The sequence below is a fragment of the Micromonospora sp. NPDC005237 genome (assembly GCF_040607775.1).
In the GTDB taxonomy this organism is placed as follows: domain Bacteria; phylum Actinomycetota; class Actinomycetes; order Mycobacteriales; family Micromonosporaceae; genus Micromonospora.
The window spans coordinates 46,431-64,109 of the sequence record NZ_JBEXHJ010000015.1; the positions used below are offsets into that span (position 1 = coordinate 46,431).

The following is a 17,679-nucleotide window of genomic DNA, read 5'->3' on the forward strand; positions in this document are numbered from 1 at the left end:
GGCAGATGGGCCGCGATCTGTTTGGACCATGGTCGGACGCGGTCGTCGTACCTATGTCCGGGTGCGGTTGGTCTCGTACGCCCACATCGCCACCTCGACCCGGTTACGCACACCCAGCTTGGTCATCAGGCTGGTGACGTGCGACTTGACGGTGCTCAACGTGATGTACAGCTCGTCGGCGATCTCCTGGTTGGTGCGTCCCCGCGCGACGGCGACCAGGACCTGTTCCTCCCGGTCGGTGAGCGCCTCGATGGGCTGCTGGCGCGGCGCGGCCGGATCCGCGTCGGCGAACGCCTTCAGCAGCCGCGTGGTGACGCTCGGCGCGATCAGCGCATCCCCGTTGGCGGCGGCGTGCACGGCCTGGCTGAGCAGGTCGGGACCGGCCTCCTTGAGCAGGAAGCCGCGGGCGCCGGCCCGCAGCGCCGCGTACACGTACTCGTCGAGGTCGAAGGTCGTGATGACGACCACCGCGAGCGGCTCCGGGACCGTCGGCCCGGCGAGCGCCCGGGTCGCCTCGATGCCGTCCATGCCCGGCATCCGGATGTCGAACAGACACACGTCGGGGCGGAGCCGACGGGCGAGCTCGACGGCCTGCCGGCCGTCGCCGGCCCCACCGACGACCTCGATGCCGGGCTGGGTGTTCAGGATGATGGTGAGGCCGGTGCGGACGATCTCCTGGTCGTCCGCCACCAGCACGCGAACCGTCACGCGCCGACCCCCTCGCGCGGAAGCACGGCCGTGACGGTCCACCCACGGTCGGGGTTGGGGCCGGCCTCGCAGGTGCCGCCGAGCAGGTCGGCGCGCTCCATCATGCCCACCAGGCCGAAACCGGGCGAGCCGGTCGGGCGGGCGGCACCGGCCTCGCCGTCGTCGCTGACCCGCAGCCGCACTGACGTGTCGTCGGCCGCGACGCTGACCTCGATGCGGGTGGCGTGGCGCGCGTGGCGACGGGCGTTGGTGACCGACTCCTGGGCCAGCCGGTAGAGCGCGGAGCCGACAGTGGGCGGCAGGTCGCCGAGGTCGCCGCGCAGATCCACGTCGACGGTCGGCCCGCTGCGGAACTGGCCGGCGAGCCGTTCGATGTCGGCGACCTGCGGATTGGGCCCCAGGTCGGCGGGCTGGTCGCGGCGCAGGACACGGACCATGGCGCGCATCTCGGCAAGCGCCCGGGACGCCTCGGCCTCGATGGTGTGCAGCGCCTCGACTGCGGCACCCGGCTGGCTCGCCGACGCGGCGATGCCGGCCTGGGCGCGGATCGCCATCGCCGACACGTGGTGGGCCACCGTGTCGTGCAGGTCCCGGGCGAGCCGTTCCCGCTCCAACAGCTTCACCTGATCGAACTCGCGCAGTCGGGCGGCGGCGCGGAAGCGGATCGCGGCACCCAGCGTGGCGGCGGCGAACATCACCGCGAAACCGGCGACCAGTTCGCCACCGTCGATCGAGCCGACCAGGCCGGCGGCGATCACCTTGGCCACCACGAAGAACGAACCGAGCACGGCGTCCCGGCCGGAGCCCCAGCAGAACAGCGCGTAGGTCAGCAGGACCAGGAAGCTCGCTGTGAACAGCTGGCAGGGATCACCGGGCAGCACGTACGGGGCGACCGTCGTGCAGCCGAACGCGATCACCACCATCGCCAGCGGCCTGGTCCGTCGCCACAGGATCGTGGGCAGCAGCGCGAGCGTGACGACGACGCAGCCCACCCGCCACGGCAGATCGGGCCGGAGGATTCCCTCCACCACGATCGCCGGAGCGAGGACCGCGATCAACGCCCAGTCGCGCCAGACCCGGGTCGGGGTGGGGGAGACACGCGGCTCGGCCAACACCGCGTGCAGGCGAGGGTGCATGGGTTTCATCGTACGAACGGTGGCGCGACTCCAGATCGTCCCAAAGTACGACCGGGTGGGCGCGGTTGTTGGTCGACGGTTCGATTACGGGAGCTGGAGTTTGGCGCGGACGGCCGCGGCGTCCGGGTGGTCGAGGGCCGTGAGGATGTCCAGTGCCCGCTGCCAGTCGGCCCGGCCGGAGGTGGGGTCGCCGAGCGCGTGCCGGGTGTCGCCGAGCGGCTGAGGGTGTCCGTACCGCTGCTGCGGTAGGCCCGGGCTACGCCAGCAACCCTGCCGCCGCCGAGACGCCACGCAACCGGAGGGTGTCGAGCGCCGTCGCGACATCGTCGAGGAAATCGTCCTGCAGGACGGCGGGCAGGGCAGCGACGCCCTGCGACCCGTACACGCGCTCGACGAGAGCCCGTGGCTCGCGACCCGCATCGAGCGCTTCGTCGATGCGGGCCGCGTTGGGGTCGTCGAGGACCGTGCCGGGCTGCTCGGCGTAGTGCAGCCACGCCGCCAGCGTGAGCGCCGAGACACGGGCGTCGGCCCCGCCGGCCACGAGATCGCTCGCGGTGGAGCCGACGCGGGTCGGCAGCTTGAGGGAGCCGTCGGCGGCCACCTTGCCGAGCCGGTACGCGATGCCGTCGTTGGCGAACCGGCTGAGGACGTCGTCGCGGTACGTGGCGATATCCAGCCCCTCCGGCAGCTCACACAGCGACCGGCCCGCCTCGTCGAGCCAGGCGTCGAGCAGCTGGCGGATCCAGGCCACGCGCATGACCTCGGAGACGGTCTCCCGGCCGTCGAGCAGCCCGACGTAGCTGACCAGGGAGTGGCCGCCGTTGAGCAGCCGCAGCTTGACGTCGCTCCACGGCTGGATGTCCTTGACCAGCCGCACCTCGTCAGCCGGCCACTGCGGGTGGCCGGCGGCGAAGTCGTCCTCGATCACCCACAGGCCGTACCTCTCCGCGGTCACCAGCGCGTCGTCGCGGTAGCCGAGGCGCTGCGTCAGGGCGTGCGCGTCGGCCTCCGTCGTACCCGGCACGATGCGGTCGACAAGCGTGTTCGGGAACCGCACGTGCCGCGACACCCACGACGCGACCTCGGCGGCGCGGTGGGAGCTCCAGCGCTCGAGGAACTGCAGGCACAGGTCGTGCAGCAGCTCGCCGCCCCTCGGTACGTTGTCGCAGCACAGCACGGTGACCCCGGGGTCGCCGCGGTCGGCGCGCCGGGCGAAGCCGCCCACCAGTTGGCCGACGACGCTGCGGTGCGGCCGCGGGTCGGTGAGGTCCTGGGCCACCAACGGTGAGTCGGTGATCAGCGTCCGCGACGAGAGTGCCGCCGCGTACCCCTTCTCCGTCACGGTGGCCGAGATGATGCGTGTGGTCGGCGCCGACAGGGTGGCCAGCAGGGCCTCCGGCTGCGACGCGGCGTGCAGCACCGACGTCACGGATCCCACGACCCGCGCGTCGAGCAGCTCGCCGCCGTTCCGGGTGACCACGGTGAACAGGCAGTCCTGCGGTCGCATCCGGTCCACGACGTCCGTGCTGCGCTGGGTCACCCCGGCGATGCCCCAGCCGGCGTCGGCGACGTCGGTCGCGGCGTCGGTCATCGCGGCCTGGTGCGCGCGGTGGAACGCCCCGATGCCGAGGTGCACGATTCCGGTGGCCAGGCCGGCCGGGTCGTACGCCGGGCGGGCCGCGGTGGTCACGCCGGGCAGCGTCCGTCGGGACAGCCGCGGCAGTGCGGCGTTCACGTCCGGTCCGGGAGGTAGACCTCGCGCGCCTGGTCACGCGTCCAGAGCCGGGCGATCTCGTGTGCCTCGTCGAGATCGAGGCGGTGCTGCGCCACCAGTTCAGCGAGGAAGCCGCAGTCCATCCGCCGGGCCATGTCGTGGCGGGCCGGGATGGAGGTGAAGCAGCGCGCGTCGTCGTTGAAGCCGGCGCCGTTGTAGAAGCCGGCCGTCTCGGTGACGAGATCGCGGTGCCGGCGCATGCCGCCCGGGCTGTCGAAGAACCACCACGGTGCGCCGATGCGCAGCGCCGGGTAGTGCGCCGCCATCGGCGCCAGCTCGCGAGCCAGCGTGGTCTCGTCGAGGGTGAAGACCACGAGGGTGAAGTTCGCGACGTTGCCGTAGGCGTTCAGCAGCTCCTCGAGGCCGTGCACGAAGTTCACCGGGTGCGGGATGTCGGCGCCGATGTCCGGCCCGTGGTCGCGGAACATGGCGCGGTCGTGGTTGCGGGTCGACCCGGGATGCAGCTGCATCACCAGGCCGTCGTCCACACTCATCCGAGCCAGCTCCATGAGCATGTGCGACCGGAACAGCTCGGCCTCGTCCTGGCTCACCGGACCCCGCAGACGTCGGCGGTACAGGTCGCGCACGACGCGGTCGGCGGCGCGGGCGGCGTGCGGGTGCACCGGGCCGTGGTCGGTCGCCGTCGCCCCGAGACGGATGAAGTCCTGCCGCCGGATGCGCAGGGCCTCCAGGTAGCCGTCGAAGGTCGACGTGTCGGTGTCGGCGACCTCGGCGAGCTGCTGCACCGACCGCACCCAGTCCGGCTTTTCCAGGTCGACCACAGCGTCCGGCCGGAAGGTCGGCACGACCGGGCCGTGCCAGTCGCCGTTCTGCAGCTTCTCGTGGGCCGTCAGCGGCTGGTGCGGCGCGTCGGTGGTGGCGAGGAACTCCACCCCGAAGCGGCGGAACAGAGCCCGCGGCCGGAACTCAGGCGTGGCCAGCAGGGCGCTGAGATCATCAAACAGCCGGTCGGCGGTGTCCGGGCCGAGGGGAGTGTCCAGGCCGAACACCTCGACCAACTGCTGCTCGATCCACACCCGGGTGGGCGTACCGCGGAACAGGTGCCAGTTGACGGCGAAGACGCGCCACGCCTCGCGCGGCGAGGCGGCCGTGACGCCGGCGGGCCCGGCCAGGCCGAGCTGCGCCGGGGACAGCCCCTGCGACATCAGGATTCGCTGAACGTAGTGGTCCGACTCCACGAACAGCTGGTACGGGTTCTGAAAGGGGCGGTCCTCCGCCAGCACCCACGGGTCGATGTGCGTGTGCGGACAGAACAGGGGCAGTGCGCGGACCGCCTCGTACAGCTCGCGGGCGATCGCCCGTGCACCCTCGCCCGCCGGCAGCAGGCGATCCGGATGGAGCCCGGTCATCACAGTCCTTTCTCGACACCCTTAGCGACTCGGTCAACTCACCAGAAGTTGCGCATGGGGAAGTTGTCCAGCGGTTCCACGCCGTCCTGGGTGACCCGCACGATCCGCTCGGTCCGCAGCCCGCCGACCTCGGGAACGTTGATCGTCGCCTTGAGCGTGAAGACCATGTCCTCCTCGAGCACGGTCTCGTTGCCCGGGCCGATCCACGGCAGCTCCTCCTCCGGGTCCATGCCCGTGCCGTGGCCAGTGCCGCGGCCCATGGCCTCGCTGGAGTACGGGGCGTACCCGCGCTCGACCAGTACGGCCTGCATGACCTTGTTGAGCTCGTCGGCGGTGATGCCGGCCCGGGCGGTCTCCAGCCCCACCTCGACGGCGTCGGCGGCGGTGTCGATGATGTCGCGCTGCTGCCGGGTCACGGACCCGTAGGCGAAGCCACGGCCGCCGTCGGCCACGTAGTTGCCGTACCGGGCGCCGATGTCGGTCATCACCATCTCACCGGGGCGCACGACGCGGTTGGTGGGCAGGGCCAGGCTGAACGCGGCGCGCGGACCCGACTGCACCATCGACAGGTACGCGGGGCCGTCGGCGCCGGCCTCGATCATCGCGATGTCGGCCACCCGCGCCATGTCGCGTTCGGACATCGGGCCGTTGTTCTCGAGTGCGGTCCGGATGGCGTCCATGGCGAGGTCGGTGATGCGGGCGGCCTCGCGGAGCTGGCCGAGCTCCCACGCCGACTTGCGCGCCTTCTCCAGGGCCACCGCCGAGGTGGGTACCAGTGGCGCGCCGCCGAGCGCCGCCGCGCAGCGCTCGTGCAGGTGCGCCGGGATCAGGCCGTGGCCGGCCAGGCCGACCGGCCCGGCGCCCTGGGCCGCCAGCAGGTCCGTGAAGGTCTGCTCGAGCGACCCGAAGGTCTCCACCCGGAACGTCGACATCTCACGCGCGTAGTCCAGCGTCCCGTCCCCGACGAGCAGCACCGGCTCGCCGTCGAGCGGCAGCACGAGCAGCGCCAGGGCGATGTCGTGCACCCCGTCGACGGGGCGGAAGTCGGTGAAGTAACGGACGTTGGCCGACCGCCAGCAGTCGCCATAGGACAGGACCGCGCCGAGCCCCTCGGCGGCCGCCCGCCGGCGCACGCGGGCGATGCGGCGCTCGATCTCCTCCAGCGGGATGGCGGTGGGCGGGGCGGGAACGGCGGTCATGAGCGGGGCTCCTTCGGCATTCCGGTGGACGTGGCGTCGTGCCCTGCCGGCACCGGCGGTGCGCGGACGGCGGGCTGTGTGAAGTGGCGGTACGCGGCCGGCGAGACCCGAGCGCGAGATGGTGGACGCCTCGGCGCTGCCGACCGGGGAGATCAGTGGAGATAACGTTTACCAAGCCGGCGTCGCTGTCAAGCCCCGAACCTTCTTCGCCGTTGCGTGTCGTGTCTCGTCCCGGCTCCCGGAAACGCCATGTCTTCGCGCGAAACCCCAGCTCAGAGTCCCATATGACAGTCTGGCCGGACGCCGTCAGGAAGCCCGGTGCGGGTCCTGCCCCCGGGTGACAGAGTCGCTCAGGCGGCTGAGAAATCGATTCCTGAAGTGATTGACACGACAGTCGTACACGTCTAACGTCTCGCGGCACGACACCCCGTGCGAGACAACGAGACCGGCCGTCACCACGGTCCGATCCCGGGGTCAGAGCGCGCGCCGGCAGTTCGGCGCGTCCCAATTCCTTCGGCAAAGGCGAAATGTCATGTCGGACAGTTCCACGGCTCCTCGCCGGTCACCCAGTGACGGCGACGGCGCCCTCGTTCAGGTGCGCGACGCCGTGAAACGTTATCCCGGGGTCGTGGCGCTCGCCGGGGTCAGCGTGACGCTGCGTCGCGGCGAAATCCACGCACTGTTGGGTGAGAACGGCGCCGGCAAGTCGACACTCATCAGGTTGCTGTCGGGCATCACCACGCCCGACTCCGGCGAGATCCTCCTCGACGGTGCGCCGGTGGCCCTGCGCAAGCCGCGCGACGCCCAGCAACTCGGGATCACCACGATCCACCAGGAGCTGTCGCTGGCCCCGGACCTGACGGTGCTCGAGAACATCTTCCTCGGCCGCGAGCTGCGCAGCCGCCGATTCGGCCTGCGCCTTCTCGACGAGCGCGCGATGCTGGGCAAGGTCCGCGACCTGGCGGTCGAGTTCGGACTGACGCCGGACGACCTCGACTGCCGGGTCGCCTCGCTGGGAGCTCTCAAGCAGCACGTCGTGGAGATCCTCAAGGCGCTTGCCTTCGACTCGCGCCTGGTCATCCTCGACGAGCCCACCTCGGGCCTCGCCGACCACGAGCGGGAGAGCCTGTTCGGCCACATGCGTGCCCTGCGCGACCGCGGCATCGCCGTGCTGTGGGTGACGCACCGGCTCGACGAGCTCTACGGCCTGGCCGACACCATCACGGTGCTGCGCGATGGCACCCACGTGGCGACCGTCGACGACGTGAGCGCGGCGACGCCCGACGAGCTGGTGCGACTCATGGTCGGCAACAAAGCGGAGACGGTCGGCGCGCTGGCCACCGGCAGCGTCGCGAGGGACACCCGGTGGCAGGGGGACCGCAGCGAGGTTCTCCGCCTGACCGGAGTCACCCGGCTGCCACTGACCGACATCGACCTGACGCTGCGGCGTGGGGAGGTACTCGGTATCGCCGGTATCGCCGGGGCAGGCCGCACCGAGCTGGCGCGGGTCATCCTCGGCGCGGACCGACTCGACTCCGGCGAGATCGCGGTCAACGGGCTGGTGACCCGGATCCGTAACCCGCGCCAGGCGTACCGCCTCGGCATCGCGCTCGTACCCGAGGACCGCAAGACGACGGCGATCCTGCCCGACTTCACGATCTCGAAGAACATCACCATCGCCGATCTGCGGCGCGTCGCGCGCGCCGGCGTGGTGCTCGACCGCCGTCGCGAGAACGCCGTCGCGACCGGCTTCGTCAAGGACCTCGGCGTGCGTACGCCGGGCGTCCACCAGAAGATCCGCAATCTCAGCGGCGGCAACCAACAGAAGGTCATCGTCGCCCGCTGCCTGTTCACCCAGCCGTCCGTGCTGATCTTCGACGAGCCCACGCAGGGCATCGACGTGGCGGCGAAAGCAGAGGTCTACCGGCTGATCCACGACTTCGTCGACAACGGGGGCGCCGCCATCGTCATCTCGTCGGAGTTGCCCGAGCTGCTTCGGGTCAGCGACCGGATCGCCGTGATGCGCGAAGGCAGGCTCGTCGGCGAGGTGGAGTGCGGCGGCGACAGCACCACCGAGATGGATGACGGTAGAGCGGAGAAGATCATGGCTCTCGCAGTGCGCGGCGGTGTCGCATGAACCTGGCTCGGCGCGTCGCCCGGCTGCTCGCCGTCGACGGCGCAGCAGTGGTGCTCGCATTCATCATCATGGTGGCCTTCTTCTCGGTGAAGTCCGACGTCTTCCTGACCGGGGAGAACCTGCGCAACCTCCTCGTCGAGGCGGTGTTCGTCGTCCTCATCACCGCCGGCATGACCTATGTGCTGCTCGTCGGCGGGATCGACCTGTCGGTCGGCGCCACACTGGGACTGTCCGGCGGCGTCACGTACTTCAGCCTCCTGCACGGCGTTCCCGTCGTGCTGGCCGTGGCGATCGGCATCCTGTTCGGCGCCTTCGTCGGCGCCGTCAACGGCCTGATCATCAGCGGCCTCGGCGTCAACGCCTTCATCGTCACGCTGGCGATGATGAGCATCGAGTTCGGCGTGCTCGCGGTCCTCACCGCCAAGGTGACGCTGGCCGGAGCCAACTCCTCGACGTTCTCCTCGATCGCCGGGGAAAGCGTTCTCGGGATCCCGATCCCGGTCGTGATCTGCGCGGTCATCGTGCTCGCCTTCGAATGGATGCTCATCAAGACGCCGTTCGGCCGCGGGGTCCACGCGGCCGGCATGAGCCCACGGGCCGCGCAGCTGGCCGGTGTGTCGGTCAACCGGGTGCGGTTCCTGGTGTACGTGCTGTCGGGCGCGGCCGCCGGTCTGGCCGGCGTGGTCCAGGCGTCCCGGCTGAACTCCGTGCAGGCCGGCCTCGGATCGGGCTACGAGCTGACGACCATCGCCGCCGCCGTCCTGGGTGGTATCAGCCTCGCCGGCGGCCGGGGCACGGTCTGGCGCGGCGTCATCGGCGCGCTGTTCCTGGCGACGCTCAGTCGCGGGCTGCAGCTGCTCGGTGTCGACCCGCTGTGGTTCACGATCGTCACCGGCGCCAGCATCATCCTCGCGATCGCGTTCGACCGTGGCGTCCAGCGCGTCGCCGCCGGCTGGCTGACGCTCAAGTCGCCGGCCGCCACCCCGCCGGAGCGGCGCGACGACGACGGGATCGCCGGCACCCGGTCACCGAGTCCCTCCGCCCTCTCTTCCGTCGATTGAGATGACTCCTGCCATGAGTACATCCGGGTCCATCCCGTCGGTCCGGCGTCTCGCCTCCGCCGCACTGGCGAAGCCGAGCACCGGTGTCATCGTCCTGCTGCTCGGCATCTGCGTCTTCATGGCGTTCACCGAGCCGGTGTTCCTGACGTTCAACAACTGGTCCAACGTGTTCAACCAGTCGGTCTACGTGCTGATCCTGGCGATCGGCATGACCGTCGTGCTCATCACCGGTGGCATCGACCTCTCGGTCGGCGCGGTGCTGGGCCTGTCCGCCGGGGTGATGGCCGACCAGATCAACACCGGGCGGCCGTTCATCGCAGCGTTCATCCTGGCCCTCGCCGCCGGCGCGGTCCTCGGGCTGTTCAACGGCGTGCTCATCACCCGGATCGGCCTGCCGGACTTCGTCGCCACGCTGGCCACCATGGGCATCGCCAGCGGCCTGCTGTACCTGTGGACCAGCGGCTTCCCGTTCACCGACTACATGCTGGACGTGTACTACACGCTCGCCGGGCGCGAACGGTACCTGGGCTTCGTCACCGTCCCCCTGATGCTGTCGCTGCTGATGGTCGCGGTAGTCGCCTTCGTCATGCGGCGTACCTCGTTCGGCCGGCACGCCTACGCGGTCGGCAGCAACGCCGACGCGGCCCGGTTGTCGGGCATCAACGTCAACCGCGTACGCGTCACCGCGTACGTGATCAGCGGCGTGCTCGCGGCGCTGGCCGGTGTGCTCCTGGCCGGGCGCACCACCACCGTCGCCCCCAACATGGGCCTCGGCTACGAGGTCCAGGCCATCGCGGCGGCCGTCATCGGCGGGGCCGCGCTGTCCGGCGGACGTGGCCGGGTGGGTGGTGCCGTCCTCGGCGCGCTCGTCCTCACGGTCGCCAACAACGTGATCAACATTGCCGGCGTCAGTGCCGAATGGCAGCAGATCGTGCTCGGTTCGATCCTGTTGCTGGCCGTGACTCTCGACCGGGTCGGCACCCTCGGCTACGAGCGATCCCTGGCCCGCGCCCGCCGGCAGGCGGTCGTCGCCGCGGACGCCTGACGTCGCTTCCCCAACCCACCACCTTTCTCGGAGGCCTGTAATGAGTGACGCCCGCAACGACAACCTGCCGTCCCTACCGTCGCGTCGAAATTTCCTCAGAGGTGTCAGCCTGATCGGCGGTGCCGCGGTCGGCGGCAGCCTGCTCGCCGCGTGCTCGAGCAAGGAGGTCGACAACAGCCCGAGCGGCGGCGGAGGCGGCAACGGGGGCAGCCCGATCAGCCAGAAGTACGACGACGCGGTTCGGAAGATCGTCAACGGTCGCACGATCCAGATCGGCTACACGGTCCCGGTGCTGTCCGAGTACTTCAACGAGATCCAGGGCGCCGCCTGGCGCAAGATGGCCGAGTACGAGGAGCGGTTCGGCGTCAAGTGGAAGTGGGAGCGGTCGGCGCCCACCGCCAACTACAAGTCGGTCGAGCAGCACGTGGGCATCGTGCAGAACTGGGCCACCCGTAAGTTCGACGCCATCTTCATCTGCACCTCGGCCAACTTCGCCACCATGCAGGGCGTCTACCAGCGGGCCGCCGAGCAGGGCACGATGGTGATCGAGTACAACATGCCGATCGAGCTCTACCCGGCCGACCAGCTGCGGACCGCCGCGACGGTGGGTTACCACAACGAGAACCAGTCGGGTTACCTCGCCGGCAAGTACATCGGTGACAAGCTGAACGGCAAGGGCCGGGTACTGGCGCTGTTCGGCCCCGCGGGGTCCGACTACAGCAAGATGCGCGGCGACGGCCTGAAGCGGGCGTTCGCCGAGTACCCCGACCTGAAGCTGGTCGCCCAGGCCGACGGCGGCTACGTGCGGGACAAGGGCTTCGCGGTCGCGCAGGACCTGCTGGCCGCCAACAAGGACATCAACGCCATCTACGGCGAGAACGAGGACATGGCGCTGGGTGCCTCGCAGGCCATCGACCAGGCCGGCCTCAAGCACTGGGACGGCAAGGAAGGCATCCTCACGATCGGCGCAGACGGCCTGGTGTCGGGCTGCGAGAAGATCCGTGAGGGCAAGCTGACCGCGTCGGTCGACGTGGGCCCGGTCGACAACGGACTGCGCCTGGTCGAGACGATGTTCAACCGCGTCGTGCTCGGCAAGAACATCGACAAGGTGACCTACGTCGGCACGCAGATCATCGACAAGAGCAACGTCGACGCGCCGCAGGCCTACCTCCAGTGGGCCCTGGACGCCAAGAAGTACTAAGGAGAACCAGTGAAGGCCGCACGACTGCACGCCTACCACCAGCCGTTGGTCATCGAGGAGGTCCCCGACCCCGAGATCACGGGCCCCTTCGACATCATCGTGCGTACCGGCGCCGCCGGCCTGTGCCGGACCGACCTGCACATCCAGTGGGGCGAGTTCGAGAAGGAGCACGCCGACGCGGGGCTGGACCTGCCCTACATCCCCGGCCACGAGAGCGCCGGCTGGATCGAGGCGGTGGGGGAGGGCGTCAAGCACCTCGCCGTCGGCGACGCGGTGATCCTGCACCCCTTCGTCACCTGCGGCGTCTGCGCCGGCTGCCGGGCCGGCGACGACATGCGCTGTGAGAACGCCGTGTTCCCCGGCCTCTACACCGACGGCGGGTTCGCGCAGAAAATCAAGACCGGCGCGCGCGCCGCGCTCAAGATCGCTGACAACCTGCACCCGGTGGACGTGGCCCCGGTCGCGTGCGGTGGCGTCACCGCCTACCACGCGGTGAAGCGCGCCGCGAAGCTGCTCGTGCCGGGTACCCAGGTCGTGGTGATCGGCGCGGGCGGCCTCGGGCACGTGGGCATCCAGTGCCTCACCGCGATGACCCCCGCCGAGATCATCGTCGTGGACAAGAACGCGGCGGCGCTCGAGCTCGCCAAGAGCTGGGGGGCCGAGCACACGGTGCTCGTCGACGGCGATCAGGTCGAGGCGGTCAAGGCGCTGACCAAGGGTCGCGGCGCCGATGTCGTGATCGACTACGTCGCGGAGCGCGGTGCCGAGAAGTGGGGCGTGGACATGCTTCGCTCCTTTGGCACGTACTTCGTCGTCGGCTACGGCGGTGAGCTGCAGGTCGAGACCAAGCGGATCATCAACAACGAGCTCAACTTCGTCGGCAACCTGATCGGCAACTTCAACGAGCTCGGCGAGTTGCTCGCGCTGATGGCCCAGGGCAAGGTCACGCTGCACACCAAGACCTACCCGCTCGAGCAGATCAACGAGGCGATGGCCGATCTCGAGGGCGGCCGTCTGCAGGGCCGCGGAATCATCGTCCCGAACGAGTCCTGACGTCCCGTGCGACGCGCCCCCTCCGCCGGGAGCGGGGCGCGCCGTGACTGTAAGACCGGCACAGAACGGAGTCGATGATGACCGCTGTCCAGGGTACGGCCGGCCGGCCGGCGCAACTGGTCACGGACGAGCCGCTGAGGCAGCTCACGACCGGTTACCTCTTCACCGAAGGCCCCTCCTGGCACCCGCACGAACAGTCCCTGACGTTCACCGACATCCCGGCCGGCCGCATCTTCCGGCTCGACGCCGCCGGGGACGTCACGGCGGTGCGCGACCCCAGCAACAAGGCCAACGGCACCGCGTACGACCGGCAGGGCCGGCTGGTGGTGTGCGAGCACGCGACCAGCCGACTGGTACGACGCGAGCTCGACGGTTCGTGGACCACCCTGGCCGACCGCTACGACGGCAGGGAGCTCAACAGCCCCAACGACGTCATCGTGGCGAGCGACGGCACCATCTACTTCACCGACCCGCCGTACGGGCGGACCAGCGAGTTCGTCGGGGTGCTGCGCGAGGTTCCGCTCGACGTGTGCGGTGTCTACCGGCTCGTTCCCGACACCGGCGAGCTGACTCTGCTGATCGACGATCTCGACGGCCCGAACGGATTGTGCCTGTCGCTCGACGAGAGCGTGCTCTACGTCAACGACACCGAGCACGGGAACATCCGCCGGTTCCGGCTGCAGGACGGGCGGGGGACCGGCGGAGAGGTGTTCGCCGTCACCAGCGGCCCCGGTGATCCGGTGGTCGACGGTCTCAAGATCGACTCGACGGGCAACGTCTACTGCACCGGCCCCGGCGGCATCCACGTCTACTCGCCGGACGGCGCCCACCTCGGCGTCATCGAGGTGCCCGAGGTCGTCGGCAACTTCGTGTGGGGCGGCGAGGACCTGTGCACCCTCTACATCTGCGCGAGCACCAGCGTCTACAGCGTCCGCACGACCGTGGCCGGTCTCGCCGCGTTCTGACGTTCCTAAACCGACAGGAGAACAAGCTGATGGAACGGTTCGTGTTCGCCCGGGTCGAGGCCAAACCCGGGTCGGTCGACATCCTGCGCGACGCGGCGGTGGCGCTCGTCGAGCCCTGCCGGGCCGAAGAGGGCAACCTCGCGTACAACGTCTTCCAAGGCGCCGACAACCCGCGTGAGATCTGGTTTCACGCGCACTGGCGCGACCAGCGTTGCCTGGACAATCATGGCAGTACTGAGCACGTGGCAGCGTGGTTGAATATCGTCAAGGAGTACGCTGTCGCACCAGTCGACGTACACGTTGCCGTCAAGCAGGCGTAGGGCGAGACGAGAAGGCCAGCGTGGTACGGGGGCCGGTGAGTCGAGATGCGGGAAATAACCATCAAGGACGTCGCCAAGGCGGCGCGCGTCTCCACCGCGACCGTGTCGCGGGTCGTCAACGGGAACACCAGCGTCGACCGGCAGCTCGCCGACCGGGTCGAGAAGGCCATTGAGGAGCTCGGATACCGGCCCAGTGTCCACGCGCGCCGGCTGGTGGCCGGCCGCACGTGGCTCGTCGGGGCCCTCGTGCCGGACCTGTCGAACCCGTTCTTCCCGATCGTGCTGCGGGGGCTCACCTCGGCCGCCGAGGAGGCTGGCTACAGCGTGGTCGTCGCGGAGTCGGGCGAACACGTCGAGCGTGAGATGAAGCTCGCGCTCGGCCTGCTCGCCCAGACCGACGCGCTCGTGCTGTGCTCGCCGCGGATGGACATCGAGCAGCTGCACGAGCTGGCGGTGCAGTCGTCGCCGACGGTCTGCGTGAACCGGGCACAGAGCGGCCTCGGGATGCCCTGCGTGACAGTCGACGAGTACGAGGCGGCGCTGTCGCTGGCCGGGCATCTCGCCGGGCTCGGGCACCGGCGTATCGGGTACCTGCAGGGCCCGCCGGGGTCGTGGTCGGACTCGGTCCGGTGGCGCGCGCTGCGGGCCGCCTCGTCGTTCGGGCTCGACGTCGTGCCGTTCCCGTGCGGCCCCGACCTCGAGGCCGGCTACGCCGTCGCCCGGCAGCTCGCCGACAGCGACGTGACCGCGGTGGTGGCGTTCAACGACTACGTCGCCCTCGGCGTGCTGTCGGGCCTGCAGGAACTCGGCGTCAAGGTGCCCGAGGAGCTCTCGATCGCGGGCTTCGACGACATCCCGTTCTCGGCCTACGCCACCCCGCCGATCACGTCGGTCCGGCGCCCCGTCGTCGAGTTGGGCCGGCAGGCGTGGCGTGCGCTCGAAGCGCGGATGCAGGGCCTGCCGGTGAGCGACCCGCCGGTGCTGTCGAGCGAGGTGGTCGTGCGTGCCTCCACCGCAGCCCCTGGCCGCAGGCCCGCTGACGGGGTCCGTGGGCCCGCCGTCGCCGCCCGCCCGGGCGACGGCGACAGCGGGACCGTGGACACCACCCCGGGCGGCAGCGGCCGGGCCCGCTGACGCGCCGCTCGACCTGTTCCCCGCTCGACCTGTTCTGACCGCCGCGGTGGCGGTCCGGTCCGATCCGTGACCGGGTCGCCGGGGCAGCGCGTCTCCGGCCGGAACGCCCGCTGCCGGCGTCCGGCCCGGGGCGCAACGAACGTTTTCTCCCGGCGGCTTGCGAGCCGGGAAGCACCATCCTGACGAACCGCCCGAGCATCACCTCAGAAAGGCACCCTGTGAAGATCGTCGCAGCAGACGTCATCGTCTCCAGCCCTGATCGCAACTTCGTGACGCTGAAGATCACCACGGACGAGGGCATCACCGGCCTGGGCGATGGCACGCTCAACGGGCGGGAACTCGCCGTCGCCTCCTACCTGGCCGACCACGTCGTCCCGCTGTTGCTCAACCAGGATGCGCACCGCATCGAGGACACCTGGCAGTTCCTGTACCGCTCGGCGTACTGGCGCCGTGGGCCCGTCACCATGGCGGCCATCGCCGCCGTGGACGTGGCGCTGTGGGACATCAAGGCAAAGGCGGCCGGGATGCCCCTCTACCAGCTGCTCGGCGGCGCGTCCCGCACCGGCATCAGGGCGTACGGCCATGCCTCCGGCCGTGACCTGCCGGAGCTGTTCGACTCGATTCGCCGGCATCTCGAGCTCGGCTACAGGTCGATCCGCGTGCAGACCTCGGTTCCGGGTATCAACGCGGTTTACGGGGTCGCCGCGCAGTCCGGTGCGGACAACAAGCGGTACGACTACGAGCCGGCACAGCGCATCCCGCTGCCGGCCGAGGAGGACTGGGACACCCGCGCCTACCTGCGCCACCTTCCCGGCGTCTTCGAGGCGGTCCGCAACGAGTTCGGCCCCGAGCTGCCGCTGCTGCACGACGGCCACCACCGGATGACCCCCATCCAGGCCGCCAAGCTCGGCAAGGCGCTGGAGCCCTACGACCTGTTCTGGCTCGAGGACTGCACCCCGGCCGAGAACCAGGATGCGCTGCGGCTGGTCCGTCAGCACACCACCACGCCGCTCGCCATCGGCGAGGTCTTCAACACGGTGTGGGACTACCAGACGCTCATCCGGGAGCAGCTGATCGACTACGTCCGCTCCGCGGTCACGCACACCGGCGGTATCACCGCCATGCGCAAGCTGCTCGATTTCGCCGCGCAGTACCAGATCAAGTCCGGCATCCACGGGCCGACCGACATCTCGCCGGTCGGTATGGCTGCCGCCCTGCACCTCGACCTGGCGATCCACAACTTTGGAATCCAGGAGTACATGCAGCACGGCCCGCTGACCAACGAGGTCTTTCGGCAGTCCTTCACGTTCACCGACGGCTACCTCCACCCGGGCGATCAGCCGGGGCTCGGTGTCGAGCTCGACGAGGCCGCGGCCGCCAAGTTCCCCTACGTGCCGGCCTACCTTCCGTTCAACCGGCTCAAGGACGGCACCGTCCATGACTGGTGACGGCGCCGTCGCCGGTCGGCGGGTACCGGCTCCCACCCGACACGTAGTCGTGATGGGTGTGTCGGGCTGCGGCAAGAGCACTGTGGCCCGGGGCGTCAGCATCGCCGCGGGCCTGCGGCTGGCCGAGGCGGACGAGTTCCACTCCGAGGCCAGCGTGGCCAAGATGCGGTCCGGCGTCCCGTTGCAGGACGCCGACCGCTGGCCCTGGCTGCGTGCGCTGGCCGCCTGGATGGCCGCCCGGTCCGCTGAGGGAGTCTCGACCGTACTGGCCTGTTCGGCGCTGGAACGGTCCTATCGGGACGTGCTCCGGCAGGGGCCACCGGAGCTGGACTTCGTGCACCTGGACGGGCCCACCGAGGTGATCCGGGAGCGGTTGTCGCAGCGGATCGGGCACTACATGCCGGCCTCCCTGCTGGATTCCCAGCTCGCGACCCTCGAACGGCCCCAGCCGGACGAGCCCTGCCTGGTGCTCGACGTCTCCCTGCCGCCGGACCAGCTCGTCGCGGCGGCCGTGAGCGGGCTCGGCCTGCGCGTTCCAGAGACGTCGCGCTGAGCGGTGCAAACGGCCGAGCGGCGCCGACCCGGACCCGGGTCGGCGCCGCTCGACCGTGTGGTACGCCGGGCTCTCACCAGGGCGGATGACATTTCGGCAGGCGCAACGTCGGCCCTCCTGGAACCGTCCTTCGCTGGGCCAGCCACCCTGATGGCCGGCGGCCAGAAAATCTAGGCTGGAACGACTAGACATCTTCTGCATGGTGGCATACTGTTCTTCGAGTCGAGAGGAAAGATCCGTCAGGACGCGGACGGGCCGTCGGCCGTGAGGTCACGACGGACGGCGAGGAGAGGAACAGGCTTCATCGTTCCCTCCCGAGAAGAAGTAGGAGCACGTCACTCGGCGTGATACGAGCCGGGGCGCAGGTGGGGCCAAGGCTCTTTTAGGGCTCCAGCTGATGTTCGCCGTACGTGTGGGGGCCGTGAAGTCGCGTGGGCTCCAGCACCGGCGGACCGTACGTCAGCAAGGTAAAGAGGTAGTAGAGGAAAGGGAGGGCCGTACACCGTTGGATCGCCCGCCGTCGGCCGTCATGTCAGGCCGGGCGGACACCGCAGTTTCCATCGAACGAGAGGTGG

16 protein-coding genes are annotated in these 17,679 nt (G+C 70.0%); 10 read left to right on the forward strand and 6 right to left on the reverse strand.

Annotated features, from left to right (window positions below; translation table 11 throughout):
- Positions 1-51 precede the first annotated feature (51 nt).
- The 6 genes from ABZT87_RS29825 to ABZT87_RS29850 all read right to left on the reverse strand — a co-directional run bounded on the left by ABZT87_RS29825 (position 52) and on the right by ABZT87_RS29850 (position 6,187).
- Positions 52-708 (reverse strand): response regulator transcription factor, encoded by a 657-nt coding sequence (locus tag ABZT87_RS29825; protein ID WP_355139694.1) that lies wholly within the window; start codon positions 706-708, stop codon positions 52-54.
- A complete protein-coding gene (locus ABZT87_RS29830; RefSeq protein WP_355139696.1) occupies positions 705-1,844 on the reverse strand; it encodes a sensor histidine kinase in 1,140 nt (379 codons plus the stop codon). The genes ABZT87_RS29825 and ABZT87_RS29830 overlap by 4 nt, the downstream gene beginning before the upstream one ends.
- Positions 1,845-1,928: 84 nt before the next feature.
- A complete protein-coding gene (locus tag ABZT87_RS29835; RefSeq protein ID WP_355139698.1) occupies positions 1,929-2,135 on the reverse strand; it encodes a hypothetical protein in 207 nt (68 codons plus the stop codon).
- Positions 2,101-3,579 carry a mannitol dehydrogenase family protein gene (locus ABZT87_RS29840; protein WP_355139700.1) on the reverse strand — a complete coding sequence of 493 codons (1,479 nt, stop codon included), beginning with the start codon at positions 3,577-3,579 and terminating at the stop codon, positions 2,101-2,103. The genes ABZT87_RS29835 and ABZT87_RS29840 overlap by 35 nt, the downstream gene beginning before the upstream one ends.
- Positions 3,576-4,988 carry a glucuronate isomerase gene (gene uxaC, locus ABZT87_RS29845; protein ID WP_355139702.1) on the reverse strand — a complete coding sequence of 471 codons (1,413 nt, stop codon included), beginning with the start codon at positions 4,986-4,988 and terminating at the stop codon, positions 3,576-3,578. Before uxaC ends, ABZT87_RS29840 begins: the two co-directional genes overlap by 4 nt.
- Before the next feature lie 38 nt (positions 4,989-5,026).
- Positions 5,027-6,187: a Xaa-Pro peptidase family protein gene (locus tag ABZT87_RS29850; RefSeq protein WP_355139704.1), complete on the reverse strand. Its 1,161-nt coding sequence runs from the start codon at positions 6,185-6,187 to the stop codon at positions 5,027-5,029.
- Between the two features lie 607 nt (positions 6,188-6,794).
- Between ABZT87_RS29850 and ABZT87_RS29855 the strand changes: the two genes are divergently transcribed.
- The 10 genes from ABZT87_RS29855 (at position 6,795) to ABZT87_RS29900 (ending at position 17,104) form a co-directional block, all read left to right on the forward strand.
- Entirely contained in the window at positions 6,795-8,324 is a 1,530-nt protein-coding gene (locus ABZT87_RS29855) for a sugar ABC transporter ATP-binding protein (protein ID WP_355139706.1), read from the forward strand.
- Complete coding sequence (locus ABZT87_RS29860; protein ID WP_355139708.1) at positions 8,321-9,385, forward strand: ABC transporter permease; 1,065 nt, start codon at positions 8,321-8,323, stop codon at positions 9,383-9,385. The genes ABZT87_RS29855 and ABZT87_RS29860 overlap by 4 nt, the downstream gene beginning before the upstream one ends.
- A gap of 13 nt (positions 9,386-9,398) precedes the next feature.
- Complete coding sequence (locus ABZT87_RS29865) at positions 9,399-10,430, forward strand: ABC transporter permease (protein WP_354857498.1); 1,032 nt, start codon at positions 9,399-9,401, stop codon at positions 10,428-10,430.
- Positions 10,431-10,470: 40 nt separating this feature from the next.
- Positions 10,471-11,631 (forward strand): sugar ABC transporter substrate-binding protein, encoded by a 1,161-nt coding sequence (locus ABZT87_RS29870; RefSeq protein WP_355139710.1) that lies wholly within the window; start codon positions 10,471-10,473, stop codon positions 11,629-11,631.
- A 9-nt stretch (positions 11,632-11,640) separates the two neighbouring features.
- A complete protein-coding gene (locus tag ABZT87_RS29875) occupies positions 11,641-12,684 on the forward strand; it encodes an NAD(P)-dependent alcohol dehydrogenase (protein WP_355139712.1) in 1,044 nt (347 codons plus the stop codon).
- A gap of 77 nt (positions 12,685-12,761) precedes the next feature.
- The gene (locus tag ABZT87_RS29880; RefSeq protein ID WP_355139714.1) at positions 12,762-13,649 is read left to right on the forward strand and encodes an SMP-30/gluconolactonase/LRE family protein; all 888 of its coding nucleotides are present in this window, start codon (positions 12,762-12,764) and stop codon (positions 13,647-13,649) included.
- A 29-nt stretch (positions 13,650-13,678) separates the two neighbouring features.
- Entirely contained in the window at positions 13,679-13,969 is a 291-nt protein-coding gene (locus ABZT87_RS29885; protein ID WP_354857492.1) for a putative quinol monooxygenase, read from the forward strand.
- Positions 13,970-14,014: 45 nt separating this feature from the next.
- Positions 14,015-15,103: a LacI family DNA-binding transcriptional regulator gene (locus ABZT87_RS29890; protein ID WP_355139716.1), complete on the forward strand. Its 1,089-nt coding sequence runs from the start codon at positions 14,015-14,017 to the stop codon at positions 15,101-15,103.
- Positions 15,104-15,321: 218 nt separating this feature from the next.
- Positions 15,322-16,551, forward strand: coding sequence for a D-mannonate dehydratase ManD (gene manD / locus ABZT87_RS29895; RefSeq protein WP_355139718.1), 1,230 nt, complete (start codon positions 15,322-15,324; stop codon positions 16,549-16,551).
- A complete protein-coding gene (locus tag ABZT87_RS29900; RefSeq protein ID WP_355139720.1) occupies positions 16,541-17,104 on the forward strand; it encodes a gluconokinase in 564 nt (187 codons plus the stop codon). The genes manD and ABZT87_RS29900 overlap by 11 nt, the downstream gene beginning before the upstream one ends.
- Positions 17,105-17,679: the final 575 nt, after the last annotated feature.

Excerpts from the sequence above, each read along its gene's own strand:
- ABZT87_RS29830 (WP_355139696.1), bottom strand. The coding sequence starts at position 1,844 with ATGCACCCTCGCCTGCACGCGGTGTTGGCCGAGCCGCGTGTCTCCCCC.
- uxaC (WP_355139702.1), bottom strand. The coding sequence starts at position 4,988 with ATGACCGGGCTCCATCCGGATCGCCTGCTGCCGGCGGGCGAGGGTGCA.
- ABZT87_RS29850 (WP_355139704.1), bottom strand. The coding sequence starts at position 6,187 with ATGACCGCCGTTCCCGCCCCGCCCACCGCCATCCCGCTGGAGGAGATC.
- ABZT87_RS29860 (WP_355139708.1), top strand. The coding sequence starts at position 8,321 with ATGAACCTGGCTCGGCGCGTCGCCCGGCTGCTCGCCGTCGACGGCGCA.
- ABZT87_RS29865 (WP_354857498.1), top strand. The coding sequence starts at position 9,399 with ATGAGTACATCCGGGTCCATCCCGTCGGTCCGGCGTCTCGCCTCCGCC.
- ABZT87_RS29870 (WP_355139710.1), top strand. The coding sequence starts at position 10,471 with ATGAGTGACGCCCGCAACGACAACCTGCCGTCCCTACCGTCGCGTCGA.
- ABZT87_RS29880 (WP_355139714.1), top strand. The coding sequence starts at position 12,762 with ATGACCGCTGTCCAGGGTACGGCCGGCCGGCCGGCGCAACTGGTCACG.
- ABZT87_RS29885 (WP_354857492.1), top strand. The coding sequence starts at position 13,679 with ATGGAACGGTTCGTGTTCGCCCGGGTCGAGGCCAAACCCGGGTCGGTC.
- ABZT87_RS29890 (WP_355139716.1), top strand. The coding sequence starts at position 14,015 with ATGCGGGAAATAACCATCAAGGACGTCGCCAAGGCGGCGCGCGTCTCC.
- ABZT87_RS29900 (WP_355139720.1), top strand. The coding sequence starts at position 16,541 with ATGACTGGTGACGGCGCCGTCGCCGGTCGGCGGGTACCGGCTCCCACC.